Source organism: Alteromonas sp. M12, from assembly GCF_037478005.1.
Taxonomy (GTDB): domain Bacteria; phylum Pseudomonadota; class Gammaproteobacteria; order Enterobacterales; family Alteromonadaceae; genus Aliiglaciecola; species Aliiglaciecola lipolytica_A.
On record NZ_CP144164.1, the window covers coordinates 4,009,229 to 4,034,744 of the forward strand.

At 41.2% G+C, this 25,516-nt stretch carries 26 protein-coding genes and 1 tRNA gene; 11 read left to right on the top strand and 16 right to left on the bottom strand.

The genetic code is table 11. The features are described 5' to 3' along the window. Positions 1–2 precede the first annotated feature (2 nt). Complete coding sequence (lptF, locus tag VUI23_RS17075) at positions 3–1,100, bottom strand: LPS export ABC transporter permease LptF (RefSeq protein WP_216048769.1); 1,098 nt, start codon at positions 1,098–1,100, stop codon at positions 3–5. Positions 1,101–1,343: 243 nt separating this feature from the next. Here lptF and pepA point away from each other — a divergent pair, with 243 nt between their 5' ends. From pepA to VUI23_RS17090, 3 genes are read left to right on the top strand one after another with little or no spacing between them, the layout of a single operon-like run. Then, on the top strand, positions 1,344–2,849 hold the full coding sequence (pepA, locus tag VUI23_RS17080; RefSeq protein WP_216048770.1) for a leucyl aminopeptidase: 1,506 nt from the start codon (positions 1,344–1,346) through the stop codon (positions 2,847–2,849). After that, positions 2,849–3,307, top strand: a complete 459-nt coding sequence (locus VUI23_RS17085; RefSeq protein WP_342805132.1) for a DNA polymerase III subunit chi — start codon at positions 2,849–2,851, stop codon at positions 3,305–3,307. The genes pepA and VUI23_RS17085 overlap by 1 nt, the downstream gene beginning before the upstream one ends. Then, a complete protein-coding gene (locus VUI23_RS17090) occupies positions 3,300–6,065 on the top strand; it encodes a valine--tRNA ligase (RefSeq protein WP_342805134.1) in 2,766 nt (921 codons plus the stop codon). Before VUI23_RS17085 ends, VUI23_RS17090 begins: the two co-directional genes overlap by 8 nt. 145 nt (positions 6,066–6,210) lie before the next feature. On the opposite strand, the gene VUI23_RS17095 is transcribed toward VUI23_RS17090, so the two are convergent. Together VUI23_RS17095 and VUI23_RS17100 are read right to left on the bottom strand one after the other, a co-directional pair. Continuing rightward, entirely contained in the window at positions 6,211–6,912 is a 702-nt protein-coding gene (locus VUI23_RS17095; protein WP_342805137.1) for a DUF445 domain-containing protein, read from the bottom strand. A gap of 208 nt (positions 6,913–7,120) precedes the next feature. Beyond that, positions 7,121–7,885 (bottom strand): choice-of-anchor H family protein, encoded by a 765-nt coding sequence (locus tag VUI23_RS17100; protein ID WP_216048774.1) that lies wholly within the window; start codon positions 7,883–7,885, stop codon positions 7,121–7,123. A gap of 574 nt (positions 7,886–8,459) precedes the next feature. Between VUI23_RS17100 and VUI23_RS17105 the strand changes: the two genes are divergently transcribed. Next, a complete protein-coding gene (locus tag VUI23_RS17105; protein ID WP_216048775.1) occupies positions 8,460–8,783 on the top strand; it encodes a DUF3718 domain-containing protein in 324 nt (107 codons plus the stop codon). A gap of 62 nt (positions 8,784–8,845) precedes the next feature. Here the strand turns inward: VUI23_RS17105 and VUI23_RS17110 are convergent, their stop codons facing one another. After that, positions 8,846–9,994, bottom strand: coding sequence for an HD domain-containing phosphohydrolase (locus VUI23_RS17110; protein WP_216048776.1), 1,149 nt, complete (start codon positions 9,992–9,994; stop codon positions 8,846–8,848). 221 nt (positions 9,995–10,215) lie between these two features. Between VUI23_RS17110 and VUI23_RS17115 the strand changes: the two genes are divergently transcribed. The 3 genes from VUI23_RS17115 (at position 10,216) to VUI23_RS17125 (ending at position 11,847) form a co-directional block, all read left to right on the top strand. Beyond that, on the top strand, positions 10,216–10,941 hold the full coding sequence (locus VUI23_RS17115) for a 1-acylglycerol-3-phosphate O-acyltransferase (RefSeq protein WP_216048777.1): 726 nt from the start codon (positions 10,216–10,218) through the stop codon (positions 10,939–10,941). Between the two features lie 35 nt (positions 10,942–10,976). Further along, positions 10,977–11,330 (top strand): ribonuclease E inhibitor RraB, encoded by a 354-nt coding sequence (rraB, locus tag VUI23_RS17120; protein WP_216048778.1) that lies wholly within the window; start codon positions 10,977–10,979, stop codon positions 11,328–11,330. A gap of 196 nt (positions 11,331–11,526) precedes the next feature. Continuing rightward, the gene (locus tag VUI23_RS17125) at positions 11,527–11,847 is read left to right on the top strand and encodes an EthD family reductase (protein WP_342805139.1); all 321 of its coding nucleotides are present in this window, start codon (positions 11,527–11,529) and stop codon (positions 11,845–11,847) included. 154 nt (positions 11,848–12,001) lie between these two features. Here the strand turns inward: VUI23_RS17125 and ilvN are convergent, their stop codons facing one another. The 6 genes from ilvN to orn form a co-directional block, all read right to left on the bottom strand. Further along, positions 12,002–12,499 (bottom strand): acetolactate synthase small subunit, encoded by a 498-nt coding sequence (gene ilvN, locus VUI23_RS17130; protein ID WP_216048780.1) that lies wholly within the window; start codon positions 12,497–12,499, stop codon positions 12,002–12,004. After that, positions 12,499–14,217 carry an acetolactate synthase 3 large subunit gene (locus tag VUI23_RS17135; protein WP_216048781.1) on the bottom strand — a complete coding sequence of 573 codons (1,719 nt, stop codon included), beginning with the start codon at positions 14,215–14,217 and terminating at the stop codon, positions 12,499–12,501. The genes ilvN and VUI23_RS17135 overlap by 1 nt, the downstream gene beginning before the upstream one ends. A gap of 198 nt (positions 14,218–14,415) precedes the next feature. Continuing rightward, positions 14,416–14,793, bottom strand: a complete 378-nt coding sequence (locus VUI23_RS17140; RefSeq protein ID WP_216048782.1) for a DUF413 domain-containing protein — start codon at positions 14,791–14,793, stop codon at positions 14,416–14,418. A gap of 448 nt (positions 14,794–15,241) precedes the next feature. Further along, positions 15,242–15,730 carry a DUF4442 domain-containing protein gene (locus VUI23_RS17145; RefSeq protein ID WP_342805141.1) on the bottom strand — a complete coding sequence of 163 codons (489 nt, stop codon included), beginning with the start codon at positions 15,728–15,730 and terminating at the stop codon, positions 15,242–15,244. 204 nt (positions 15,731–15,934) lie between these two features. Beyond that, positions 15,935–16,010, bottom strand: a tRNA-Gly gene (locus tag VUI23_RS17150). Positions 16,011–16,165: 155 nt separating this feature from the next. After that, positions 16,166–16,711: an oligoribonuclease gene (orn, locus tag VUI23_RS17155; RefSeq protein ID WP_216048784.1), complete on the bottom strand. Its 546-nt coding sequence runs from the start codon at positions 16,709–16,711 to the stop codon at positions 16,166–16,168. Between the two features lie 190 nt (positions 16,712–16,901). On the opposite strand from orn, the gene rsgA reads away from it, so the two are divergent. The 4 genes from rsgA (at position 16,902) to VUI23_RS17175 (ending at position 20,563) form a co-directional block, all read left to right on the top strand. Beyond that, the gene (gene rsgA / locus VUI23_RS17160) at positions 16,902–17,933 is read left to right on the top strand and encodes a small ribosomal subunit biogenesis GTPase RsgA (protein ID WP_216048785.1); all 1,032 of its coding nucleotides are present in this window, start codon (positions 16,902–16,904) and stop codon (positions 17,931–17,933) included. A 157-nt stretch (positions 17,934–18,090) separates the two neighbouring features. Next, positions 18,091–18,951: an archaetidylserine decarboxylase gene (gene asd, locus VUI23_RS17165; RefSeq protein ID WP_216048786.1), complete on the top strand. Its 861-nt coding sequence runs from the start codon at positions 18,091–18,093 to the stop codon at positions 18,949–18,951. A gap of 5 nt (positions 18,952–18,956) precedes the next feature. After that, positions 18,957–19,823: a DMT family transporter gene (locus VUI23_RS17170; RefSeq protein WP_216048787.1), complete on the top strand. Its 867-nt coding sequence runs from the start codon at positions 18,957–18,959 to the stop codon at positions 19,821–19,823. A gap of 35 nt (positions 19,824–19,858) precedes the next feature. Beyond that, positions 19,859–20,563 carry a glycerophosphodiester phosphodiesterase family protein gene (locus VUI23_RS17175; RefSeq protein ID WP_342805143.1) on the top strand — a complete coding sequence of 235 codons (705 nt, stop codon included), beginning with the start codon at positions 19,859–19,861 and terminating at the stop codon, positions 20,561–20,563. Here VUI23_RS17175 and VUI23_RS17180 read toward each other — a convergent pair. From VUI23_RS17180 to VUI23_RS17205, 6 genes are all read right to left on the bottom strand, one after another. Next, on the bottom strand, positions 20,541–20,957 hold the full coding sequence (locus tag VUI23_RS17180; protein ID WP_216048789.1) for a MerC domain-containing protein: 417 nt from the start codon (positions 20,955–20,957) through the stop codon (positions 20,541–20,543). The two genes, VUI23_RS17175 and VUI23_RS17180, sit on opposite strands and share 23 nt — an antisense overlap. Before the next feature lie 781 nt (positions 20,958–21,738). After that, complete coding sequence (locus VUI23_RS17185; RefSeq protein WP_216048790.1) at positions 21,739–22,128, bottom strand: hypothetical protein; 390 nt, start codon at positions 22,126–22,128, stop codon at positions 21,739–21,741. Then, entirely contained in the window at positions 22,125–22,463 is a 339-nt protein-coding gene (locus tag VUI23_RS17190; RefSeq protein WP_342805145.1) for a VOC family protein, read from the bottom strand. The genes VUI23_RS17185 and VUI23_RS17190 overlap by 4 nt, the downstream gene beginning before the upstream one ends. Positions 22,464–22,576: 113 nt before the next feature. Further along, on the bottom strand, positions 22,577–23,515 hold the full coding sequence (locus VUI23_RS17195; RefSeq protein WP_216048792.1) for a DUF808 domain-containing protein: 939 nt from the start codon (positions 23,513–23,515) through the stop codon (positions 22,577–22,579). Positions 23,516–23,541: 26 nt separating this feature from the next. After that, positions 23,542–24,297, bottom strand: coding sequence for a divergent polysaccharide deacetylase family protein (locus VUI23_RS17200; protein WP_342805147.1), 756 nt, complete (start codon positions 24,295–24,297; stop codon positions 23,542–23,544). Positions 24,298–24,373: 76 nt separating this feature from the next. Continuing rightward, the gene (locus VUI23_RS17205; protein WP_342805149.1) at positions 24,374–25,444 is read right to left on the bottom strand and encodes a peptidoglycan DD-metalloendopeptidase family protein; all 1,071 of its coding nucleotides are present in this window, start codon (positions 25,442–25,444) and stop codon (positions 24,374–24,376) included. Positions 25,445–25,516: the final 72 nt, after the last annotated feature.

Here is a 25,516-nt window from a genome sequence, read left to right on the forward strand (position 1 = left end):
GCCTACCCTCTGCCAAACGCGGCTCTAAACCGCACTCCAATCGGACGACCTTTGACCACTAATGTTACTCCAATTAGCAACACCACAGCATGCACCCACCATAATCCAAAAGCAGGGGGGATTTTACCATCCTCTAATACTTTTCTGCCTGCCATCAATAACATAAAGTATCCAAGATAAAGTAATAATGCAGGGAACATTTTGCCAAATCGGCCTTGCCGTGGGTCTACTGAACTCAATGGAACAGCAATTAAAATAAGGAAAGGCAAAGACAACGGGATTGCAATCCGCCATTGTAATTCAGCAATCGCTTCAATACTGTCATCCTCCAATAGATCCATAGTCGGGATGGCGGTCATTTTACGGCGCTTTTGTTCGGCTTCCCGTTCTGAAATTTCAATTTGGTACTGATCGAATTCAACAACTCGGTAATCCCTTTTGCCCCGTTTACCTTCATATTGAACCCCTTGTTGCAAAATTAATTGCTGTGAGCCTTCGTCATCCAAACTGACTTTACCCTTTTGAGAATAGACAATATGCACCTCTTGTTCGTCGCGTTTGTCGTGCTGTGCAAGAAACACTTTGTTCAATGAAGCATTATCTGAATCTATTTCATGGACAAATATCACCGCCTTACGATTGGCCGTTTCTTGAAAGCGACCAGCGATTAACGCAGTCAAACCACTTTCGGCACCGGCTTTTTCTTGCAATTGATATTCACTTTCAACGGACAAGGGAGCCAACCACAAGGTTAAAGTGGCGGTCACTACCATCATCAATACCGACAGCACCAACATCACTCTAGTGATATACCATTCGCTGATGCCACAGGCTCGCATCACCGACATTTCACTGTCTACGTACATGCGTCCATGGGCTAACATCACTCCGAGGAATAAGCTCAAGGGTAAGATTAAAGATGCCAAATAAGGGGTGCTCAAGGCCAAAAAGCCTAGCACTAAACTGGCAGGAATTTCGCCGTCGGAGGCGTCTGCCAATACCCGCACGAAATTACGTGTGAGGAAAATGGCCATAATGACAAGAAACACAGCCAATTGTGACTTTACGGTTTCTTTAAGTAAATAGCGGAATATCAGCACTTTTTGTCCAAGGGAAAAGTCGCTTTTTTAGTGGCATGATGCGAATTTTTAAGTAAACTTAGTGTTTTGACAAGTTTAATGTATGAATGACTTTAAATAAAGCCACTCTTGGACTTGAATTTCTTCGAATCTGTCAGGCAATAGCAAAAAGACAGACAATCCTGAAAATATATTGCTGACTGATTGCTGGTCATTATTTGAATAACATAGCATCAGTTACTTCGATTACAATGAGGAATTAGCATGGAATTTAGCGTAAAAAGCGGTAGCCCTGAAAAGCAACGCAGCGCTTGTATAGTCGTTGGTGTATTTGAACCCCGACGTTTAACCTCAGTAGCAGAACAACTAGACGAAATCAGCGAAGGTTATATCAGTAACCTGTTACGACGAGGCGACTTGGAAGGCAAAGCCGGCCAAATGCTGTTGCTTCACCATGTCCCTAATATTCTAAGTGAAAGAGTATTATTGGTTGGTTGCGGAAAAGAACGTGAATTAGACGAGCGTCAGTACAAGCAAATTATAGATAAAACCATCAAGACACTTAACGAAACTGGCTCGATGGAAGCGGTGTGTTTCTTAAGTGAACTGCATGTTAAAGGTCGAGATGTTTATTGGAAAGTCCGCCAAGCAGTAGAAACAACTCAAGACTCACTATACACCTTCTTACAACTCAAAACTAAAAAAGGCGAGCCCCGTCGTCCGTTGCGTAAAATTGTTTTCAATGTGCCGACTCGTCGCGAATTGCCTGCTGGCGAACGTGCTGTTGAGCACGGATTGGCTATTTCAGCTGGAATGAAAACCACAAGAGATGTAGCTAACATGCCACCTAATATTTGTAATCCAGCATATTTGTTGGAACAAGCAAAAATATTAGAAAAAGATTACGCCAGCATCAAAATTGAGTCGGTAAATGAAGCGCAAATGGCCGAATTACAAATGAACTCTTATCTGGCTGTCGGGCGTGGTTCAGTTAACGAATCGATTATGACTATTATTCATCACAATGGCGGCCCGAAAGATCAAGCGCCAGTAGTCTTGGTCGGCAAAGGACTGACTTTTGATTCAGGTGGTATTTCTATTAAGCCAGGCGAAGGCATGGACGAAATGAAATATGACATGGGTGGTGCAGCGGGCGTGTTAGGTACTATGCATGCCATTGCCGCCCTGAACATTCCACTCAATGTGATTGGCGTTTTAGCTGGCTGTGAAAACATGCCCGATGCCAACGCATATCGTCCAGGTGATATTCTAACAACCATGTCAGGGCAAACTGTGGAAGTTCTGAATACCGACGCCGAAGGTCGTTTGGTGTTATGTGATGCATTGACCTACGTAGAAAGATTTGACCCTGAGTTAGTTGTAGATATGGCTACCTTAACCGGTGCTTGTATCGTTGCCTTAGGAGCCCATGCATCTGCCGTATTGAGTAATCACAATCCTTTAGCTCACGAACTGCTAAATGCTTCAGAGCAAAGTGGTGATAAAGCTTGGCGCTTACCTTTGTGGGATGAATATCAATCACAACTGGATAGCCCATTTGCAGACATGACCAACTTAGGTGGACGTGCGGCAGGTACCATAACAGCGGCCTGCTTCTTGTCTCGTTTCACTAAAAAATATAACTGGGCGCATATGGATATTGCAGGCACGGCATGGCGCAGTGGCAAAGACAAAGGCGCGACCGGAAGACCCGTGCCTATGATGACCCAGTTTTTGATGAATCGTGCAGGACTGGAAACTGAAGAGTAATGACTGATGTTACTTTTTACATGCTAGAAAAAGCAGATGAAGAGCATCCTGCGCACTGGCTAACAGCATGTGAATTAGCCGCCAATAGCTATCGTAATAAGCGCCGTTGTTTAGTTATCTGTGACGATAAAAAATCAGCTGAAGCCTTCGATGAGCTTCTTTGGCAGCAACCACTGGAGGCTTTTGTCCCCCACAATTTAAGTGGCGAAGGCCCAAGTGGAGGCGCTCCAGTGGAAATATGCTGGCAGGTGAATAACCCCGGCAATAGGCCAGTGGTAATCAACCTTGCCAACCAAGTGCCCAGCGACGCTCAGCGCTTCAAACAAATATTCGATTTTGTGCCCGCAGAAGAAACCGCTAAGCAACAGGCTCGAGAAAGATATAAACAATACCGCGCAGCAGGATTAAACATGCATAACCTGCCCGCGAGTAGCATTAATGAGAATCAACATGGATAAGACTTTTAGTCCACAGAATATCGAACAAGCCCGTTACCAACTCTGGGAACAAAAAGGCTATTTTAAAGCCAGCGGAAAAGGTGACCCTTACTGTATTTTGTTACCACCACCGAATGTTACTGGTAACCTACATATGGGACATGCTTTCCAGCATACCATCATGGATTCACTGATTCGTTATCACCGAATGAAAGGCGATAATACTCTCTGGCAATGTGGAACTGACCATGCAGGTATTGCCACCCAAATGGTTGTAGAACGCCAATTAAATGCACAAGGTAAAACCCGCCATGATTTAGGCCGAGAAGCCTTTGTCGACAAAATCTGGGATTGGAAAGAGGAATCAGGCGGTAATATTACTCAACAAATGCGCCGCTTAGGTACTTCTCCAGACTGGGAAAGAGAAGCATTTACGATGAATCCTGACCTGTCTGAAGCAGTTCAAGAAGTATTTGTTAAATTGCACGAAGAAGGTCTAATTTATCGTGGTAAACGCCTAGTAAACTGGGACCCAGTGTTACACACCGCAGTGTCTGATTTAGAAGTGTTAAACGAAGAAGAAGATGGCTTCATGTGGCACATGCGCTACCCGCTAACGGATGGCAGTGGCGAGCTAGTGGTAGCGACAACAAGACCAGAAACAATGCTTGGCGATACCGCCGTGGCAGTGCACCCAGATGATGAACGTTATCAAAGTTTAATTGGTAAAAGCATCACATTACCGCTAACTGGAAGAGAAATTCCGATAATCGCTGATGATTATGTGGATCCGGAATTTGGTACTGGATGCGTGAAAATTACCCCAGCCCATGATTTTAACGATTATGAGATGGGTAAACGCCATAGCCTAGAAATGATTAATATTTTCACGGCAGACGCAAAAATAAATGATACCGCTCCGGAGCAATATCGAGGGCTAGACCGCTTTGATGGGCGTAAACAAATTGTCGCAGATTTAGAAGCGGCGGATATTTTAGTTAAAGTCGAAAATCACAAACTAAAAGTGCCTAGAGGCGATCGCACAGGTGCGGTAATCGAACCTTACTTAACAGACCAATGGTATGTTGCCGTTGAATCTTTAGCCAAACCTGCGATTGAAGCGGTAGAAAGCGGTGAGATAAAATTTGTCCCAGAAAACTGGAATAAAACCTATTACCAATGGATGTACAACATTCAAGATTGGTGTATTTCACGTCAATTATGGTGGGGCCATAGAATTCCAGCATGGTATGACGATAAAGGGGGCATATACGTAGGCCGCAATGAGGCCGAAGTGCGTGAAAAACACAATCTAGGCGCAGATGTTAATTTACGCCAAGATGAAGACGTATTGGATACCTGGTTTTCATCCGCCCTTTGGCCATTCGCCACTATGGGCTGGCCGAAAGAGACACCGGAATTAGAAACTTTTGTGCCTAGTTCAGTGCTGGTAACTGGCTTCGACATTATCTTCTTCTGGGTAGCCAGAATGATCATGATGACCAAAAAATTCACCGGCAAGATTCCCTTTAAAGAAATATACATCACTGGACTTATTCGTGATGAGCAAGGGGATAAAATGTCTAAATCGAAAGGCAACGTGCTTGATCCCATCGATTTAATTGACGGTATTACCTTAGAAGCGTTATTGGAAAAGCGTACCGCGGGCATGATGCAGCCGCAAAAAGCTAAAGCCATAACCAAACGCACGACCAAACAATTCCCAGATGGTATCAATGCCTATGGCACTGACGCGTTGCGTTTCACCTTTGCAGCAATGGCATCCACCAGCAGAGATATCAACTTTGATATGGGCAGAGTGGAAGGTTACCGTAACTTCTGCAATAAATTGTGGAATGCTTCACGTTTTGTATTAATGAATACCGAAGAACAAGATACCGGCATTCAGGGTGGTGAGTTGGAATTAAGTCTCGCTGATAAATGGATTTGGGCACGTTTTCAACAAACCCTAAGTGAATTTGAATCGGCGCTCAAAGATTATCGTTTTGATATTGCCGCCCAAGCTGTATATGAGTTCACTTGGAATCAATTCTGTGATTGGTACTTAGAGTTGTCTAAACCAGTTCTGAATGCTGAAACCAGCACTGATGCGCAAAAACGAGGCACCCGACATACACTTATCAATGTTCTGGAAAGTCTATTGCGTCTTATGCACCCTATTATGCCATTTATTACGGACGAAATTTGGTTAAGAGTGGCACCTTTATGTGGGCTTGAAGGCGATAGCATCATGGAAAGACCATTTCCTGAATTAGATGCTCCCCGTCAAAACGAAAGTGTATTAGCCGATATTGAATGGGTGAAAAGCTTCATTGTAGGAATACGTAACATTCGTGGTGAAATGGATATATCACCCAATAAACCCCTCAATGTACTTTTGAAAAATGTCAGTGACAAAGATCAGTCTCGCTTAGACTTGAGTGAGAGTTTCTTAGCAAAAATGGCGAAGCTTGAGAGCATTACAGAGCTGAAAGCCGGCGATAAAGCGCCAGCCTCAGCGACAGCACTTGTGGGCGAAATGGAAATTCTTATCCCAATGGCAGGTCTGATAGATAAAGACGCGGAACTATCGCGAATTGCTAAAGCCTTGGACAAAATCGAAAAAGATTTTGCCCGTACACAAGGTAAACTGAGCAATGAGAAATTTGTCAGCAATGCTCCTGAAGCTGTTATTAACAAAGAAAAAGCTAAATTGGATGACTTCCAAATGCAGATAAATAAACTCAACGAACAGCGAGATACAATTCAAGCACTCTGAGTTTAATCTTTTTCTAAACACAAACCCCGGTTGTACCGGGGTTTTTAGTTTCTGCGCTAGTTAGCTCAGTGCTAACTGGCGAGAACAATGAAAAAGGCTTAAGTCAGCTTAAACCTAGTCGTCATCAAGTTAGCCATCCCCCGGTCTAAACAAAGATTGCCGCTATTAAACCAATTAAACCACCGAATACACCTCCCCATACCACTAACCAAGCCAAATGCTGTTTAATCATTTGTTGTACGAGTACTTTTACCATGGTTGGCGTGAGCTCATTTAAACGCTGCTCAACAATTTTATTAATATTTGCTATGAGATCGTCATTGGAATTGGATCCAGCGAGTTGTTCTTGCAGAGCAGCCATAAATGCTGGGTCTTGAACTATACCTTCAAGTGATGTTTCCATTTTAGTAACAAAGGGCTGTTTGAGGGGCTCTAAGGCTGCTTCACCTCCAAACATACCAAGCATTTGCCCAAATGAAGACTCTTTAATCACCGCTACCAACGAATCAAACGTGGGGTTTAAATCCACTTTTTTGAGCAGCGCGCCCACATGTATAGCTAAAGAAGGCTTATTATCCGTCAAGAAACGTTGAATATTTTCGCTATTAAAAAACTGCTCCATAATCAAATTTCGAATACCTAATTTGAAGTCTTCAAAATGCTCAGGAATCACGCCAGAACCGTATAATCCAGGGACTTTTTCAAATAACATATGAACGGCTAACCAGTTGGTAAGTGCCCCTGACAAAGCAAATAACCCCACGGTTTTCACTATGCTATTATCTAAACCGAAACCAACCAACACTAACAGTGCGGCCAAACCATTAGTGGCAATACTTTTATTCAAACTTAATCTCCGCTAAATACAAAAGGGTGAGTTAATACAACATTCAAAACTGTGGCGAGCATGCTAGCCTAAGTCAGCCCAAATTGGCATATCAAGGTAGATATTGTTTGATACAAAAACTTCAAGATCTTAAATAAAATTTCTTTGTACAAATTAGACTCATAAAAAAAGGGAGCCTAAGCTCCCAGAAAATCTTACCTAACCAAACCTAACTTCTTGTGAAAAATACTCTTCCCATTAGTATTGGTATTAACAACAAGGTAAGAAATCCAAAACTTCCACCGTGTTCAGTGACGATAATTACTTGTGGCTGTTCGTAACTTTGACTCTCAAGTGTGAGTAAACTTAAGTCTGCATCACTATATCCATCAGAGATCGCGACTAAACGATTGTCATAGGTGTCATAGAGTTCAATTAACAACTCATAATCACCGGGAGGAAAACCAGTTTGCAGGTCACTCTCAATAACATAGCTATCTGAACTAGAATCACCGTTGATAAAAAATAGCGAGGTAGTGTGATATTCTTCAAATACGTCACCTCTTGCCAAATATAAACGGGCATAAACCTCCGCTTCGGTATAAATAGTGTCGGCATCAAATTCCAGAGTGAATCCAGAGTAATATCCGTCAGCATCGCGATCTATATCTAAAAATACGGTTGCATCGTAAATCCAAAAATCAGGATCGTCTTCGACCATACGTAAGTCACGATCAAGTGGCCTAGTTAAAGGCGCTGCCGCTTGCCGCATTTTGTGGGCTTCAGCTTTATCTAATGAAACTGACTCCATTGATTGTTTTTGAACACTTCCCGGTACGCCTTTTTTGTTCACTTGAGCTAACACTGAACCGTATTGAGATTCTGTAGAAGTAACACTGATGGATTCCGTTGTATCACTTTGCGCACTCAAGGCTGAAAACGAAGCGATTGAGAACATTAGTGAAAAAGTACTAATTAATGTAAATCGGGTCATGCTTACTCCAAAAACTTTCCTGTTAATCTGAGAATCATTGTGGACCAATTAAGATGAATAAAAGCTGAAGGGATGCTTAACTGTGTTCTTATAGCCCACATTTTATTCCGCGAACTGTGAGCAAATAACTACAAACAACGAAAGAACTGAACGCTAATTGCTTCTGGTGCATCAAATAAGCTTCGAAAAATTGACTAGCAACAACCACTTTGAGCTTAGTTACCGCGCAAGGTATTCCTAAATTCTCGCGTTTTGATGTAAAAAACAGTTAATTCTTTTAACAACTCCTTGTTAAACATAGGCTGCAAGGCGTTTTGTAATTAAATTACAATACAACTTTCATATAAAAATAAGAAAAGATATATCTTTATGATATATAGAAAAACCTAACAAACAAACTAAATCAATAACTTAGAGTCAAATGTAACGTTTTTCGGAAGCGTGTAACACAATTTTAATCAAACCTATACAGTATAAAAACAACATTAAACTGAAATTTAATTACAATAAATCTCACTGGTTAGGTAATCAGTGATTCAAAATTTATTTTATATTTATTAAATAGGTGTCCATTATGAAAAAATTAGTATTAGCAAGTTTGCTTGCCCTATCTGTTCCATTTACAGCTTCAGCTTCAGAGTCTTCTGCTGAAAGCGTAAAATTCATTGGTGATTTAGAGTATGCATCATTTTGTAAAGCAGTAGTCAACAACGACGTAGAGCTTTTCAAATTGTCATTAAACCGTTTTGTTGGCGAGCTAGGTTCTTCTAGAAAGCGTGTTCTTAAGCGTGTTTTAGCTGATAACAATGTTACTTGTTCTGGTCAATCTTTGGTTGAATTTTCTGCAAAGCGCAACGCTACGCAAATAGGTTCATTCATTACTGCACAGGCTGAATAGTGACTGTAGGTAGGCAAGCTGGAAATCAATAATCCAGCTTGCTAAATCCTTCTATAACAAAATTATCCTTTGGTAAGTAAAACTGCCATTCCTCGGTTGAAATGTCCAAGCCAAGTTTTACAATATTGACCTTCCGCCGCTCTATTTATCTCAACCACTGCTCTTTTCTTAGGCTGTTGATTATGTCCAGTGTAAGCACGACTGTGAGTAATCGCATCAAAACTATCTAAAATGGCTAACAATCTTGCACCTTCACAGATATCTTTGTCCTTAATACCTAGTGGGTAGCCACTTCCATCGATGCGTTCGTGATGTTGCATCACAATTTTTCGTGCACTATTCCATTGATCAAGATGTTCTAATAATCTTGAGCTCTTATACACGTGTGAACGCACCAAATTAAACTCATTGGCAGTCAATTTACCTTCTTTGTGTAAAATACTAAGAGGCATAAAGGCCATTCCAAAATCGTGCACATAACAGGCTACGGCAAGCTGATCTTCTTCAATTGGATTACCCGCAATGCTATTGATATAAAAAGCCAACTTTGCAATGCGATCTCCGCGCCCTTCCCAATACATAGAACGTCGCTCTATCGGTTTCATGAGTTCTCTGAAAAACAAAATGTCCATTTGTTTTTCATTACTTAACCCTTTAGGAATACCGGTATTAGCCAATGTGACTGACCGCGATGGTGTGGTTTCACCTGCAGCTTCTTCGATAACATCTGCTGCCGTGTGGTCTAAATCAGGATTGAGTAACAGCACCGCATCAGATAGCAGTTGCTCATGAGAAGCAGAATTTTCCGGGGTGATTTTCGCTACATGGTTAACTAACAGACGATACAGCTCTGGATCGTACTGAGCAAAACCCTTTTCGAAGCAACTTTCCACGAAGATTTTAACTCTGTCCATGGTTAGCAAAACCAGATCACTCATTGTACTGGTATATCTAACTTGGTTTTTGCGTAAAAAATCGAGCAGATCTTCAACGTGTTGGAGCAACGGCAACAGAGGTTTAAAGTTAACTAAGCCTAAATCCCCTTTGATAGTGTGCACTGAGCGAAAGAGCGAACGTTGCAGCTCGTTGTCTTCTGGTCGCAGCTCCAATTCAATTAGAGTTTGCTCACTGGCCTCATAAAGTTCATTAATTTCATCGAGGAGATCATTCAAGATATCATCATCAAGATCTTCTGGAGTAAAGGTTTGCATCAATTTGATTTACCTCAAGCAATATCACAAAGTTCAATAATAACTAATAGTTATCGACCATCTGAACACGATCTACACAGCATATCTCTACTTTATTGGTTAAGCACTGCCGTGAACAGAGTTAATTTCTGAAAAAGTCGCTTATAACTAGATTAGGTTAAGATTTGGTATTAATCAGAAACATTGTATACTCACCGCCCATTTTTTATTTGAGAGTACACGTGTTAGCTATTGGACGAGTGATATTCATTTTGTGCTATTTTACACTTGCAAGTTTAGCAATGATTGTGATGTGCCTAGTGCGTCCATTTCATCGTAACAACGTGCATGTTATTGGCAAGGTATATGGTGCTATTGCACCCATGATAGGCTTGAAAGTAAAGGTCAATGTGCCAACCAGCGTTAAAAATGGTGGCCCTTTCGTCTTTGTTGCAAACCATCAGAATAGTTATGATCTCATCACAGTGTGTCTTTCCGCTCAAAAGGGCGTTGTTTCTGTGGGCAAAAAAAGCCTAGTACTGATTCCCATTTTTGGTTGGTTGTATTGGTTATCTGGCAATATCTTGATTGACCGTAAAGATTCTGGACGAGCTAAAGATACTTTGAAGCAAACAATAGACAAAATTAATCAACGCAAACTTTCAGTATTCTTTTTCCCCGAGGGGACACGAAGTAGAGGTCGTGGTCTATTAAGTTTTAAAACCGGAGCATTCAGAATTGCGCAAGCTGTCAACGAACCTATCGTGATGGTAAGCACGAGTAATTTACATCAAAAAATACAGTTGAACCGATGGGATAATGGCACTTTGCTTATTGACTTGAGCGAGCCCGTAATCTTGGATAAACAACATGACGCCAAAACTTGGGCCAAAGAAATCCATAACCGGATGAAAATCAAGATTGCGGAACTTGACAATCAAGTTGCACAAATCGACGAAGTTAAATAGATTATCTCAAAAGTATAAACAACGAAGGATAGCCAATGAGCAATGCAGAACAAAAAGAAGAGTGGTACGAATTTAATCAAGAAACCGTTGAAGCTTTAATTGAAGACGGAAGCAATGCAGAATTGCCACACACTATCGAATATCATTTTGCTCATTCTGATTTTGATGTCCTCGAAAAAGCAGCTGTAGATGCTTTCAAAGCGGGTTTTGAAGTGGGTGATGCCGAAGAGTTGATGTTAGACGATGGTGGCACCGTATTCTGCTTTGATGCTGTTGTAGAAAGAATGCTAGATATTGATTTGATCAATAAAGATACGGATACACTGCTAAAAATCGCTGACAAACATAATATACACTACGATGGTTGGGGTACTTACTTTATCGAGTAGTTAAGGGTTCTATGTAATACAAAAGTAAAAGCGCAAAATCAATGATAAATAACTTTTCGAGATTCAGTTGAGGCATTCGTAACCTCTAGTTGGGTTAATTGCTGAAGTTTCTAGTGTTGCCACAGCCCAAGGCGATATGGTTTAGAGTTCTGTTAACAATGCCGCTGCAGAACTATTAATAATAAGGAAATGCATTATGTCAGAAGTTAAATTAGTTGTTTTATACCCTCAACCAACTGATGTGGCTCAATTCGAGATCGATTATCCAGCACATATATCGTTGCTTCATGAGAAAATGAACATCCCCACAGACCATAAACCTTATACTGTAACCAAATTTGATTCACAACCGCAAAACCCATCCCCATTCTATCAAATGTTTTCCATGCCCTTTCCTTCAGCAGAGGCGTTGCAGCAAACATTGGAAAGTGCCGAGATGCAAGAGGTAGCGGGTGACGCAACACGCATTTCAACTGGTGGCGCGCCGGTAATTCTGACGGGAAGCGACGCCAAATAAATCAGGTGTAGCATGGACTTTAGGCCATGGAATTGAACTAAACCATAGCATTGGCTAGTTGCATAAATGGATTATAATGGCCGAGGGGCTTTGGGTAATGACTTAAATCTGTAACTGGGACGGGCGTCCCAGCTACAGTTTACTGTTTTACAATCTATACTCTTAGTGACTTTTCACCGCGAGCCAAACCACAAACTCCCGTTCTGGAAGACTCAATAACTTCAGTCTGAGCCCACATGGCTTGCGCAAACGCATCCAATTTATCACTCGTTCCAGTTACTTGAATCGTGTAATTTTTTGCATCTGTGTCCACTATTTGAGCGCGAAAAATATCAACAGTACGGTTCACTTCAGAGCGCACTAAATCCGTTTTCGCGGCAACTTTAATTAGCATCAACTCACGTTCAACATGGGTTCCATCGGTTAAATCAGTAACTTTTAGTACATCTATTAACTTGTTTACCTGTTTAGTAATTTGCTCAATCACTTTGTCATCACCGTGGGTCACTATGGTCAAACGCGAAAGGCTTGAGTCTGTAGTAGGTGCTACGCACAGTGAATCAACGTTATATCCACGTTGAGAAAACACGCCCACAATGCGTGACAATGAACCTGGTTCGTTTTCCATCAATACAGAGATAATTCTTCTCATCAGGTACGCTCCGTTTTACTTAATCTCATTTCATCCATAGCACCGTATTTGATTTGCATGGGATATACATGTTCATTCTGATCTATTGCTATATCCATAAAGACCAAGCGATCTTTTAAGGCAAAACACTTCTCCATTGCTTCATCAAGCTCAGATGGATGATTAACTTTAATGCCAACATGGCCATAAGCTTCAGCCAATTTAACGAAATCAGGCATAGAATCCATATACGAATGAGAATGGCGACCTTTATAAATCATATCTTGCCATTGTCTTACCATGCCTAACGCGCGGTTATTCAATGAAATAATTTTGACTGGCAAGTTATATTGCAAGCAAGTAGATAACTCTTGGATATTCATTTGAATACTACCGTCACCCGTTACCACTACGGAAACGGCTTCAGGATTAGCCATTTGAACACCCATGGCGGCAGGCAAACCAAAGCCCATGGTGCCAAGACCACCTGAATTGATCCATCTTCTCGGTTTTGCAAAAGGATAATAAAGCGCAGCAAACATCTGGTGTTGACCAACATCAGAACTCACATATGCATCACCGTTTGTATGTTTATACAATGCTTCGATAACTTGCTGTGGCTTAATGACGTCATCATTTTTCTGATAATCTAAGCACTTAAGATCACGCCACGAATTGATTTGATTCCACCAATCCGCAAGCTTTTGTTTCTGTCCTGATAAGTCTTTTTTATTAAGTTGACTTAATACTTGCTCAACAACCTTATCAACGGAACCGACTACAGGTATGTGCACAGCAACGGTTTTAGAAATTGACGCGGGATCGATGTCAACGTGGATAATAGTTGCATGGGGACAGAATTTTTCCACATTGTTAGTCACACGATCATCGAAGCGTGCGCCTAAGGCAAAAATACAATCGGCGTTGTGCATCGTTTTATTAGCTTCAAGAGTACCATGCATACCCAACATGCCAACGAACTGCTCATGTACGCTTGAGAACGCTCCCAAGCCCATTAACGTCGAAGTTACAGGGGCATTAAGTTTCTCGGCCAACTCAGTAATTAATGCAGAGGCTTCAGAGGTAATTGCACCACCACCAACATAAAGCACAGGTCTTTTTGCACTAACTAAAGTATCAACAGTTTTTCTAATCTGTTTACTGTGTCCTTTCAACGTTGGGTTGTAAGAACGCATAGTCACATCAGAAGGATATTCATAAGGATGAGATTCAAGCACATTCACTAAATCTTTTGGCAAATCAACAACCACAGGACCTGGACGGCCGGTATTAGCGATGTAGTATGCTTTAGCGATGGCCATAGGAATATCGATTGCTCGTTTAACCAAAAAACTATGCTTTACGATTGGACGTGAACAACCCACCATATCAGTTTCTTGGAATGCATCTTCACCTATGTGCATTGAAGGCACCTGACCAGACAACACAACCATAGGAATTGAGTCCATATAAGCAGTGGCAATACCGGTAATTGTATTGGTTGCTCCGGGTCCCGATGTCACTAAAACAGTACCAGTTTTTCCTGTAGAGCGAGCATAACCATCAGCCATATGGGCTGCGGCTTGTTCGTGGCGGACGAGTACATGCTTGACGTCATCTTGTGCATACAAAGCATCATAAATGTCGAGAACGGCACCACCTGGGTATCCGAACACATGCGTAACTCCAGAATCTTTAAGGGCGCGAACTACCATAGCTGCACCTGACATCATTTCCACCAGACATCCTCCTGTGTAATTAATTAGTGACTGTTAGATTTATAGAGGGACTATACGTGACAGATTAGGAAGATAAAACAGCAAAACGGCATAAAGTGAGATATATATCCCAATATACCGTTTTTTTAGGATGAACATCCTATTATCAAGCTTAAAATAGCCATAAATAGGATGAATTTACATTTTATTTACACGCTTTTAGGAATCCATATCCACTTCTAACTCTACATCGTCATTTATTGACGCGTCTTCGTCATCGTCATTCAGATGAGAAGGCTTGTTGCCGTAGATACTGCCCAGTTTTGGTCGACTAATGCGTTTTTGGTATTTTAACCAAGCACGCTCCGAAACAGTTTCAGGTTCTACCTTTCCAAATGCCGATTCAATAAAGTGCTGATCTTCTTCGGTTTCAGGTGAAATAACACCATCTACTAAAGCAGCATATAAGGCACCGTATTGACTTAACGCCTTGCTCTCATTAATCGAAAAGTCTCCAGAACGTGAAAAGCCGTAAGGATAATTTTTCACATCGCTGAAAACGCGTTTTGTCAAAGAATCTCTTGTAATATTTGCCATGATGGACATCCCAAAAAACAAAAAATAATCAATCTTAAAAACTGGTTCCAAATTGGTTATTGCAATTCACAACAAAAACACAAATTGGTGCGTCTATTCAAGTGGATAAATAAAACCAAAACGACCTAGTGTCAATAAAAATTTGATGACAATTTAAAGTCGGGTAAAATTCGTCGCAGATCCGCTACAGGGTTGAGGTTAATGAACTATTAAGGTGCATAAATCATTAGCATAAAATAGGCCAAAAGAACTATTGAAACGAGGCTAAAAGGAAAAATTACGGATAGAAAAAAACGCTTATTCAAATTCGTACTTGTTGGCTAAGAAAGTTGATAAATAATTTATATACCAAGCCCCAATTTCGTTCTGATTTTGAGCATTGTATTATCCCTTTTGAGCATTGTATTATCCCTTTTGAGCCGGGACGGCAGATTTGCCAATTGGAGGGTTATTTTTTCGGCACCCAGGCCCATATCATCTCAGCTTCAAGGGGTACAATATCTGCTCCATCAGTAATCACAACTTGCACTGTAATTTCACCTTTTGGCTGGTGTTGCATTAATTCAATTTGTTCCTCAGTCAGCCACGCCTTAGCAGTAATATCTCCGGTACAGCGTTTGACATAGTTCAGGTTCATCGTTTTGATTAACGGAATTTTATCTGCTGGTAAATTGATACCAACCACAAATCCGGTGGCGGATTCAGCCAACAACGCCATACCAGCCGCATGAACAGTGCCAATATGATTACGAACCTTACGCCTATTTTTCAATTTTAAGGTTGCAGAGACCCCGTCCGTTTCAACAATGTCGATTTTAGCAGTGCCCACCAACTTTACTTTATAGCGGAACAAAGTTGTCATCAGAAATTGACTCAGCCATTGAGGGTATTGATTGGCTTTATCGACAAATTGTTTTAACGGGCTTTTAACTGACATGGTGTATTCTCCACTTACTGGTTGGACCACGAGAGTGTGAGCTATTTTATAATGAGTATCAAGCTAAAATAATCGCTGAACTTCGACGCTCAAGAAGAACGGTTAACAGTGAAGTTATGGTTATCAGGAACGAGTAAAGTAATAACAGATTCCCTGTTTGGGAAAGTTATCTTTAGATGTATAGATAGATTTCATTTAGAAAATTGGAGCGGGAAACGAGACTCGAACTCGCGACCCCGACCTTGGCAAGGTCGTGCTCTACCAACTGAGCTATTCCCGCATTTTGGTGGTGGTTGGCAATTCCTGATTTGCCGTTTTGCTTTCGGTTCATCCTAAACCGGGTGCGCATTGTACAAAAATAATTTAACGAATCAAGTGTTATTTTCAATTAATTTAGTTAAGTTGCTTTAATTGCTAAAAATATAATCATTACGCTTATATATTGAACACATGCTGACGGTAATAAACTAATTCCTCGATAGACTCTCGAATATCATCTAAGGCTTGATGAGTACCTTTTTTATGGAATCCGTCCAAAACTTCAGGCTTCCAACGTTTAATTAGCTCTTTTAATGTACTGACATCAATACTGCGATAATGAAAATAGTTTTCTAGGTCTGGCATATATTTCACAAGAAATCGACGATCTTGCCCGATAGTGTTACCGCATAATGGGGAAGCTCCACTGGGAACATATTGCTGTAAAAATGCAATTGTTTGTTTTACTGCCTCTTTCTCATCTATTGAGCTGGCTTTGCAACGATCTGTTAAGCCCGACTTACCGTGCACATCAACACACCAAGCATCCATGTTGTCGAGTATCTCATTGCTTTGATGAATCGCTAAAACCGGCCCCTCTGCTAGAACATTGAGGTTTTTGTCGGTGACAATAGTAGCAATTTCTAAAATGACATCGGTTTCAGGTTCAAGTCCGGTCATTTCAAGATCTATCCAAACTAAATTTTCGTTATTTAATGGCATAATACAAACCTTATTAATGGGCCAACTGGTTTTTTCTTCAACTATTCGACAGTTTTAAACTATCTATCTCACCAAGCGTATCTTTCAGGATTTAGCTTGCCGATAAGCCAAGCCAAATAAAATATTATCAAAATTCACGCGCTGACGTTAACATGTATGAGTCTTACGAGCCAAATTAAGTAAAGTAAACGTGGCAAAAAAACCAAAGTTAACAAAAAAACAAAAACGACAGGTCTCTACCAACCGTCAAAAAAGGCTTTCCACCAAAGAGTCTTTTCAAAACGATGAACAATTAGCTGATAGCCGAAATGGAACCGTTATTGGACGTTTTGGTAAACATGCTGACGTACAAGATGAATCCGGGGAGATCACCAAGTGCTACATGCGACGCACTATTGGCAGTGTGGTTTGCGGTGATAAAGTTGAATTTCGTCCCGGCAAAGATGTCAATGAAGGGGTGAGCGGCATCATTGAATTAGTCCATGACCGAACTTCCGTTCTCACTCGACCTGATTTTTATGATGGTGTTAAGCCAATTGCCGCCAACATCGACCAAATCATAATTGTGAGTTCAGTTTTACCGGCGCTTTCATTGAATATTATTGATCGTTACTTAGTTGCATCTGAAGATGTTCAGATTCAACCTGTTTTGCTGTTAAACAAAATTGAAATGCTAGATGAAGATGCACGTTTAGCCGTTGATAAAGAACTACAAATATACAGAGATATAGGTTACCAAGTGTTACTTACCAGTTGTAAAACCGGTGAAGGTATAGAACAACTTAAACACATTTTATCAGACAAAATTAGCGTATTTGTAGGTCAATCAGGAGTGGGGAAATCGAGTATCGTCAATCAATTGCTCCCTGATGCAGATGAGGCAATTGGCGACATCTCAGACAATTCAGGTTTAGGCCAACATACGACCACTGCGGCTAAAATGTTACACTTCCCAGGAGGCGGAGATCTTATTGATTCACCGGGCGTCAGGGAATTCGCTCTTTGGCATCTGCCTGTAGAAAAAGTGACCTCAGGATTCATTGAATTTAGAGATTATATTGGCGGCTGTAAATTTCGAGACTGTAAGCATTTAGATGATCCGGGTTGTATCATTAAGCAGGCAGCGTTAAATGGCGAAATATCTCAGCAACGATATGCCAGTTACCATAAGATATTATCTTCAATGGAAGACAACAGACCAAACCGCGCAATTCCAACTTAAATGTAATCTTTTGTTTCCACAATAGGCTTCTAAGCCCCTAAAAATGGGGCGTTTTTCTACTCCCCATCAAAATGGCATGAGTTAGACCGACTCATTCTCAGACTAAAATTACAATATACGATACAATAACTTGGTCGAAATTACGGAGGCTCCGGTCTTGATCAGTTGGTTCAAAATTAAGTTACAATACATATTGCCTAAACACTTGCTATCCAGACTAGTGGGTAAGCTGGCAGCTAGTGAAGCAGGTGGATTAACCACCGCATTGATTAAGTTGTTTATTAAACAATATAACGTTGACATGTCAGAGGCTAAATTTTCAGAGCCTGACCACTACCGCACATTTAATGAATTTTTTACCCGAGAATTAAAAGAAGGTGTGCGCCCAATTTGTGATGATCCTAAGCAATTAGCGATGTCAGTAGACGGCACAGTAAGTCAATTGGGCGACATTGATTTTGATACCATTTTCCAAGCCAAAGGTCATAATTACAGTCTGACTACTCTTTTAGGTGGTAATCCAGATATTGCTGCACCTTTTCAAGGTGGAAAATTCGCTACCATTTATCTATCACCGAAAGATTACCATCGTATCCATATGCCTATGGACGGTGTACTGACGGACATGATTTATGTACCCGGAGAGCTGTTTTCAGTAAACCCTCTCACCACCGAAAACGTACCAGGACTATTTGCCCGCAATGAGCGTGTTGTATGCGTATTTGAGTCTGAGCACGGTAAGTTCGCCATTGTATTGGTAGGTGCAACTATAGTTGCCAGTATCGAAACAATTTGGGCTGGTACGGTAACTCCCCCTGCAGGGAAAAATGTTCAACATTGGCGTTATCCCAAAGATAGCGAAAATACCATTACTTTGGCCAAAGGCGAGGAAATGGGACTGTTCAAACTGGGCTCTACTATTGTTGCCTGTTTTGAACCGGAAATGATCGAGTTCAACGGTCAGTCCAACGGTGACACAACACGACTAGGTGAAGTTTTCGCCACGCTAAAAGACTAAGATTCATGCATCCAGTAAAACGAAGCCTATGGTCTTTGCACCTAACCGTAATATTGTTAGGTGCCACGGCATTAATGTCTAAAATTATTCCTCTGTCCGCTACCGATATTACATTTGGGCGTTCATTGGTTGCTTGTATCGTGTTGGCATTGTTAGTCAAGCTCTCAGGGGCTAGCTTGCGCCTTAATAATATTAAGGATTATTGGGTTGCCTTAGCCCTTGGTTTGTTGATGTCAGCGCATTGGGTAACGTATTTTGCAGCCATGCAGTACTCGTCAGTGTCAGTTGGTATGATTGCACTTTTCACCTTCCCCGTTATCGCGGTTTTGTTAGAGCCGTTCTTTGAAGGAATTCGTTTAGTTTGGCAGGACGTTGTCAGCGCAATCGTGGTATTTATTGGTATTTTCCTGATCGTTCCTGAAATTTCTTTAAAAAATGACGTAACCTTAGGAATTCTTATAGGCATGCTTTCTGCGGTACTTTACGCACTTAGAAACTTATGCCATCGAAAGTATTTTTCTCACTACTCTGGCTCCCACGCAATGGCTTACCAGACGTTAGTGATATTAATTAGCCTGTTATTTTTTGTTTCCGACGACTTTTTCACGGCCAGTAGTGAAACCTATATGTGGTTAGTGGTGCTAGGTATCTTTTTAACCGCCCTACCCCATGCCTTGATTGCGACTAGCTTAAAACATCTACGGGTTAAAACCTTTGCGTTGGTAGCCTGTATGCAGCCTTTTTATGGCGTGATTCTGGCCATTATCGTGCTTGATGAAAAACCTAACTGGCAAACTTTTCTCGGTGGAACACTGGTAATTTCTGCAGCAATCTACGAGACTGTAAACGCCCAAAAACTGCATCGCAAATAGTTCCTTTTATTAGGCTAGCGATTAATGGATTTTACGTGTTTATATACGCTCACCGTGGTGCCAGTGCGCTGGCACCAGAAAACACCTTACTTGCTCTTAAAACGGCAATTTCCCAGCAAGCCGATGGCATTGAATTTGATGTATTCCAACATCAAAACGAATTTATTTTAATTCATGATCGCTGGCTTCATCGCACTACCAATGGCATTGGTAATATAGATTCATTATTACTTGAGCAAATCAGAAAATTAGATGCAGGAGAAGGGGAAACAGTACCGACCCTATTTGAAGCGCTAGAATGTATCGGTCAATCCTGTCAAATCAACATTGAATTGAAGGGCGTTAGGGATATTCCTTTGCTCCTAAAATACGTTCAGCAAGCCTGTATAACCTTATCTATTCCATGCTCAAATATTTTGTATTCGTCATTTGATCATCATTTACTAAAAGCCATTAAAACGATTTCACCTACTTCAAGAATAGGCGCACTAACTGCAAATAAGCCAGTTGACTACGCTGCATTTGCTGAAAACTTAGGCGCTGAGTTTGTTAATGCTGATGTGACATTTGTAGACAAAAATTTTGTTTACGATGCGAAACGAAGAGGACTTAAAATGGGTGTTTATACCGTTGATCAGCCTGAAGACTTATTACAATTGCAAAAATGGGGAGTGGACGCAGTATTTTGCAATAATCCACTCAATGCCAGATTAGCTCTTACTGATTCGGCTGTTGACTAGACTCACAATCGTGACAAGTATCGCAGCTTTTGCACAAACGAATATTGGCAACATGTGCTGCAACGATCAGTAGCGCTCCCAAACCAATAGTAAATGGTTCATAAGCCTCACCAAACATATCTTTGTTCCAATAAATTAAGCCACCTAAGAGCAAGCTGTATATTGGATATAATTGTCTGTGGTATCGATAGAACCCGAAAAGAAGGGCCCAGAAACCTACTATCATCGATAAGGTCAGAATCGTTTTTTCAAACCAATCTTGAGCAAAAAAGCTCGCGCTGACAAAGGGCACAAGCGGAATGAGAATAGGCAACAGCAAACAATGCAAAGCACAGATACTGGACGTCCAGATCCCTACTCTATCCATTACTGATTTATTTTCAGATGTTGCCATGGCGCTAACTAAACCTCTCACGTTATGCTTATTTAATTCAGTTTTACATTAAATGCAGGATATAAGATCAAGTTTAAATCTTACCCTATTAAAACCGGGACGTTATAGTATAACATTTCCATTCAAATGCAACCGTTATTAGTTTTTTTTATAGGCCAATTGTTGGGTTAAACAACAAAAATCCGTAGCATGGTCTTTAGGCCATGGAATATCACAAACACATTGCGGGGCTAAAGCACCCACCTACAACAGAAATCCGTAGCATGGTCTTTAGGCCATGGAATATCACAAAGCCATCGCGGGGCTAAAGCACCCACCTACAACAGAAACCCGTAGCATGGGCTTTAGGCCATGGAATATCACAAAGCCATCGCGGAGCTGAAGCCCCCACCTACAACAGAAATCCGTAGCATGGTCTTTAGGCCATGGAATATGTCAATGCCATCGCGGAGCTAAAGCACCCACCTACCTACAACAGAAATCCGTAGCATGGTCTTTAGGCCATGGAATATCACAAAGCCATCGCGGGGCTAAAGCACCCACCTACAACAGAAATCCGTAGCATGGTCTTTAGACCATGGAATATCTCAATCCCATCGCGGGGCTAAAGCCCCCGCCTACAACAGAAATCCGTAGCATGGTCTTTAGGCCATGGAATATCTCAAACACATTGCGGGGCTAAAGCACCCACCTACAACAGAAATCCGTAGCATGGTCTTTAGGCCATGGAATCCGAGCCCAAAATGTCAAATATAGGACGTAATTTATTCCGCTGAATTCATTAATCCCCTAGCAAGTCCCGTAATTTTTGTTCGGCTATTTGCGCGGGCGTTAATTGTTTATCTTCAGATTCTGCCACATCCTTCACTTCGGGCTCTTCACCAAATAGGGCGGCCAATTGTGCTTTGGCGTGTTGTGCTTTGTGATCCTGAGTTTGAGCAAAGGTTTTACCAGAAGGTGAGAAATAGTCACAGAAATTTGCCTTTTCAGGATCACTTACTTGCTCAGCCCTTGGTTCATTGCAGCCACCTCGTCCGTCGTAATCTTTACACATTTTACAAACATGCTGATCTGCACCACAGTTGGCACATTCTTCTCGGCGAGACATAGGAAATATAACATCGGTTAGACGGTTGCCACATTTCCAGCAGGTTAATTCTGAACAACTCATTGGTGTTGATCAAACATAATTACATTGCCGTCAGGGTCTTTTAAAGTACAGTGGGCAGGCCCTGACTCTCCTTGAGTTTCAGAATCGATTGGATAACCATTTTTACGAATATGAGCTTCTATTGATCTGACATCCAAGGGATTAAACGTAAGAATATTATCTTCAAACATACCTTCAAATAATCCGATAACAGTAGTGTCTTTTTGTAATATCAGCCATTTATCTTCAACGCTGCCACAGCCTTCATGGGTTATAAACCCAAGCATTTCATAAAATGCTTTGGATTTAACAATGTCTTTCACTGCCAAGCTAACCGAAAATTGTCCTAATTCCATAGTGGAAAACCTCACTTTATATCACTGTATAATCAATATAGCCTCAAACGACGCAAATGATAATAAAGTTAACAATCGGTTTTGTGCTTTGTTGAGCGACCTATTACTTCATTTTAGGAAGATTTTTTCAGTTTAGTGGCGAAGGTCACAACAAGCATCACTACAGCACCGGCCATTACCCCGGTTAAACCTTCGAGTAAAATTGGGGCAACGCTTTGACTAACACTGCCAAATAGGGTTTCAAGCCAAGCGACTATTTCATGAACCACATGATGAATAGTTGGAATACTATGCACCAATATGCCACCACCAACCAGAAACATGGCAGCAGTCCCAACAATAGCTAAGGTTTTCATCAGCATAGGGGCAAACATTAATAGTCCTCTACCTAAGGTGCGTTGCAGTGTATCAAACTTGCCGGTTATCGATTTACGCAGTAGATAGAGTCCCAAGTCATCCAATTTCACAATACCAGCGACTAGACCATAGACCCCCACGGTTATAAGTAACGCCAGCCCAGATACCACCGCCAACTGGGTCATGAAAACTTCGTCTTTTACAGTGCCCAGTACTATTACAATTATTTCAGCAGAAAGAATAAAATCAGTGCGAATTGCGCCCTTAATTTTATCTTTTTCTAAAGCAACGAGATCAACGTTAGGATCTGCCAAAGCTTTTATCTTTTCTGCATGCTCGGCCTGTAACTCTTCTTTGGAGTGGAAGAACTTATGGAATACCTTTTCAAAACCTTCAAAACTTAAATATAAGCCACCAATAACCATCAAAACGGTGATTAACACAGGTAAAAATGCGCTAATTGCTAAAGCTGCGGGCACTAAAATGAGTTTATTTAAAAATGAGCCTTTAGCGACAGCCCACACCACTGGTAATTCCCGATCAGCTTTTACACCAGAAACTTGCTCGGCGTTCAAAGCAAGATCATCCCCCAAGACACCGGCGGTTTTTTTCGCTGCAACTTTGGAAAGCACAGCGACATCATCAAGAATAGTGGCAATATCATCAATTAAAGCGAGTAGATTAGAAGCAGCCATAATTATTCCTTTTATCTGCTTTGAGTTTATTCAAGTTCAGATGATACTCGACGCGATTTTATATTTACGTCTTGGACCACTGCGAGGTGTTGAGTATGCAATAGCTCGCTGATAGTAACTAATTGTACATTCAGTTTGTCGACTGACAGCAAAGCTTTTTGCAAATAGGCCACAGTTTGCGGGTAAGGATGCGCAATCCCTACTGCGTGACCGTGTTGTTTGGCCAGTTGAAGTAATCGTTGAAATTGAACATCGATTTCTTCAACTCGACTATCATTATCTAAAAATACGTTGCGTGGTGCACTTAACACACCATTTTGTTGCGCGATTTTTAGCGCTTTACTATATCGCGTTGTTCTACTATCCACGAAAAATAGGTGGTGCTGAGCTAAGAATTCCATTGTGACATTCATCGGTAAACTAAGTTGCGTTAGTTTACTGCCCATATGATTGTTCACTCCGATAGCATCAGGCACAGTTGCCAGCGCCTGCATGAGTGTTTGTCGGATAGATTCAGCAGACATATCTGCGGTTAAGGCTCCTGGACCTAATCGTTTTCCGGCCAGCGACTCCATGGGAATATGCAGCATGACGTCGCGTTTTTGGAATGCCGCTTTACGGGAAAATTTTTCGGATAAATGGGTAAGGGGCAAGATTGAAAATGCCACCTCTTTAGGCAAGTTGAAAGCCGCCTCGTCACGCTTAGTGTTTCCCATATCATCGATAATCAACGCAATTTCCGCAGCCAACAAGGGGAACATTGGGAAATATAATAGAGCCATACAGGCTAATTTGCGTAACTGTTTTTTAATATAATGCACGATAGTGATTAATTCTTAGTATATGTCATGTGAGTTATTATTTTTTAAGCCATTGGCTTGGATTAATTGGCGTCCCTTTGTGACGAATTTCGAAATATAAGTTAGGGCTACTTTGTCCACCACTTTGTCCAACCAGCGCAATGGTTTCGCCACTTTGCACAGTGTCTCCAACCTTTTTCAACAACGCCTGATTATGCCCGTACAAGCTCATATAACCATCACCATGACTCAATACAGTAACCAAACCAAATCCCCGAAGCCAATCAGCATACAAAACTCTACCTGCATGCACTGCTCGCACGGGAGCCCCAGTATTGCCGTTAAACAACACTCCTTTCCAACGAATTTGTCCCTGTCGAATTCGACCAAACATATTACGCATTTTACCTTGCGTCGGTAATAGTAATTTCCCTTTAAGGCCTGCTAATCCAGTTAAGTTCAAAGGCCCTTGCTTAGCGTTACGCTCAGCCTCTTCAATCGCTTTAAGTAGCGCCTGTTCATTGATTTGTAGTTGTTCTATTTTTGCCGCTTCAGAATCAATTTGTTTTTCAATTTTGGTTAACGTAATTTGTCGCAAATCTTGCTGCTGCTGAAGTTGCACTTGTTGCTGAGTTAGTTCTTTTTCTAATATTTCCAACTCATGCTGTTTGGCTAAGAGTTGTTCTGAAACCTCTCGAAGTTCAGTCACTAAATTGCGAAACGCATCAATTTGTTTTTTTCTCGCCTCGGTTAAGTAGCGATAATAACTAAAAGTCCGCTCCATTTTTGATGCATCTTCAAGATTAAACAACATCTTAGCGAAATCATTTTCACCCACCATGTACATACTTTTTAACTGGCTTGCTAGGGCTTGTTGCTGTTGTTTTACTTGTGATTGTAAGGATTTTTGCTGATTAACCAGCTCTTTGTGTTGACGCTGATTATTGCGTAACTCGTTGCGGGTATTTTCGATCTTCTCTACTGTTCGCGCGATATTCAGTTCAGCAGCTTTTAATTGCTGCTGTAACTGTTTTGCTTCGGCAAGTTGCTTTTTAATTTGCTGCTGTTTTTGTTTAATCTGAGCCTGAATATCTTTTAATTCTTCAGTTTGTTGGGCACTAACAGACAAACAAACTCCAACCACTGCAAAACACAGTAGCCGGAGTAAAACACGAATATGTATCATCTTAAACTGTGTACA

Bases quoted from the DNA above. Each gene is read 5' to 3' on its own strand.
- pepA (WP_216048770.1), top strand. From the start codon at position 1,344: ATGGAATTTAGCGTAAAAAGCGGTAGCCCTGAAAAGCAACGCAGCGCT.
- VUI23_RS17085 (WP_342805132.1), top strand. From the start codon at position 2,849: ATGACTGATGTTACTTTTTACATGCTAGAAAAAGCAGATGAAGAGCAT.
- VUI23_RS17090 (WP_342805134.1), top strand. From the start codon at position 3,300: ATGGATAAGACTTTTAGTCCACAGAATATCGAACAAGCCCGTTACCAA.
- VUI23_RS17100 (WP_216048774.1), bottom strand. From the start codon at position 7,885: ATGACCCGATTTACATTAATTAGTACTTTTTCACTAATGTTCTCAATC.
- VUI23_RS17105 (WP_216048775.1), top strand. From the start codon at position 8,460: ATGAAAAAATTAGTATTAGCAAGTTTGCTTGCCCTATCTGTTCCATTT.
- VUI23_RS17110 (WP_216048776.1), bottom strand. From the start codon at position 9,994: ATGCAAACCTTTACTCCAGAAGATCTTGATGATGATATCTTGAATGAT.
- rraB (WP_216048778.1), top strand. From the start codon at position 10,977: ATGAGCAATGCAGAACAAAAAGAAGAGTGGTACGAATTTAATCAAGAA.
- VUI23_RS17125 (WP_342805139.1), top strand. From the start codon at position 11,527: ATGTCAGAAGTTAAATTAGTTGTTTTATACCCTCAACCAACTGATGTG.
- ilvN (WP_216048780.1), bottom strand. From the start codon at position 12,499: ATGAGAAGAATTATCTCTGTATTGATGGAAAACGAACCAGGTTCATTG.
- VUI23_RS17140 (WP_216048782.1), bottom strand. From the start codon at position 14,793: ATGGCAAATATTACAAGAGATTCTTTGACAAAACGCGTTTTCAGCGAT.
- VUI23_RS17145 (WP_342805141.1), bottom strand. From the start codon at position 15,730: ATGTCAGTTAAAAGCCCGTTAAAACAATTTGTCGATAAAGCCAATCAA.
- orn (WP_216048784.1), bottom strand. From the start codon at position 16,711: ATGCCATTAAATAACGAAAATTTAGTTTGGATAGATCTTGAAATGACC.
- VUI23_RS17170 (WP_216048787.1), top strand. From the start codon at position 18,957: ATGCATCCAGTAAAACGAAGCCTATGGTCTTTGCACCTAACCGTAATA.
- VUI23_RS17180 (WP_216048789.1), bottom strand. From the start codon at position 20,957: ATGGCAACATCTGAAAATAAATCAGTAATGGATAGAGTAGGGATCTGG.
- VUI23_RS17185 (WP_216048790.1), bottom strand. From the start codon at position 22,128: ATGAGTTGTTCAGAATTAACCTGCTGGAAATGTGGCAACCGTCTAACC.
- VUI23_RS17190 (WP_342805145.1), bottom strand. From the start codon at position 22,463: ATGGAATTAGGACAATTTTCGGTTAGCTTGGCAGTGAAAGACATTGTT.
- VUI23_RS17195 (WP_216048792.1), bottom strand. From the start codon at position 23,515: ATGGCTGCTTCTAATCTACTCGCTTTAATTGATGATATTGCCACTATT.
- VUI23_RS17200 (WP_342805147.1), bottom strand. From the start codon at position 24,297: ATGGCTCTATTATATTTCCCAATGTTCCCCTTGTTGGCTGCGGAAATT.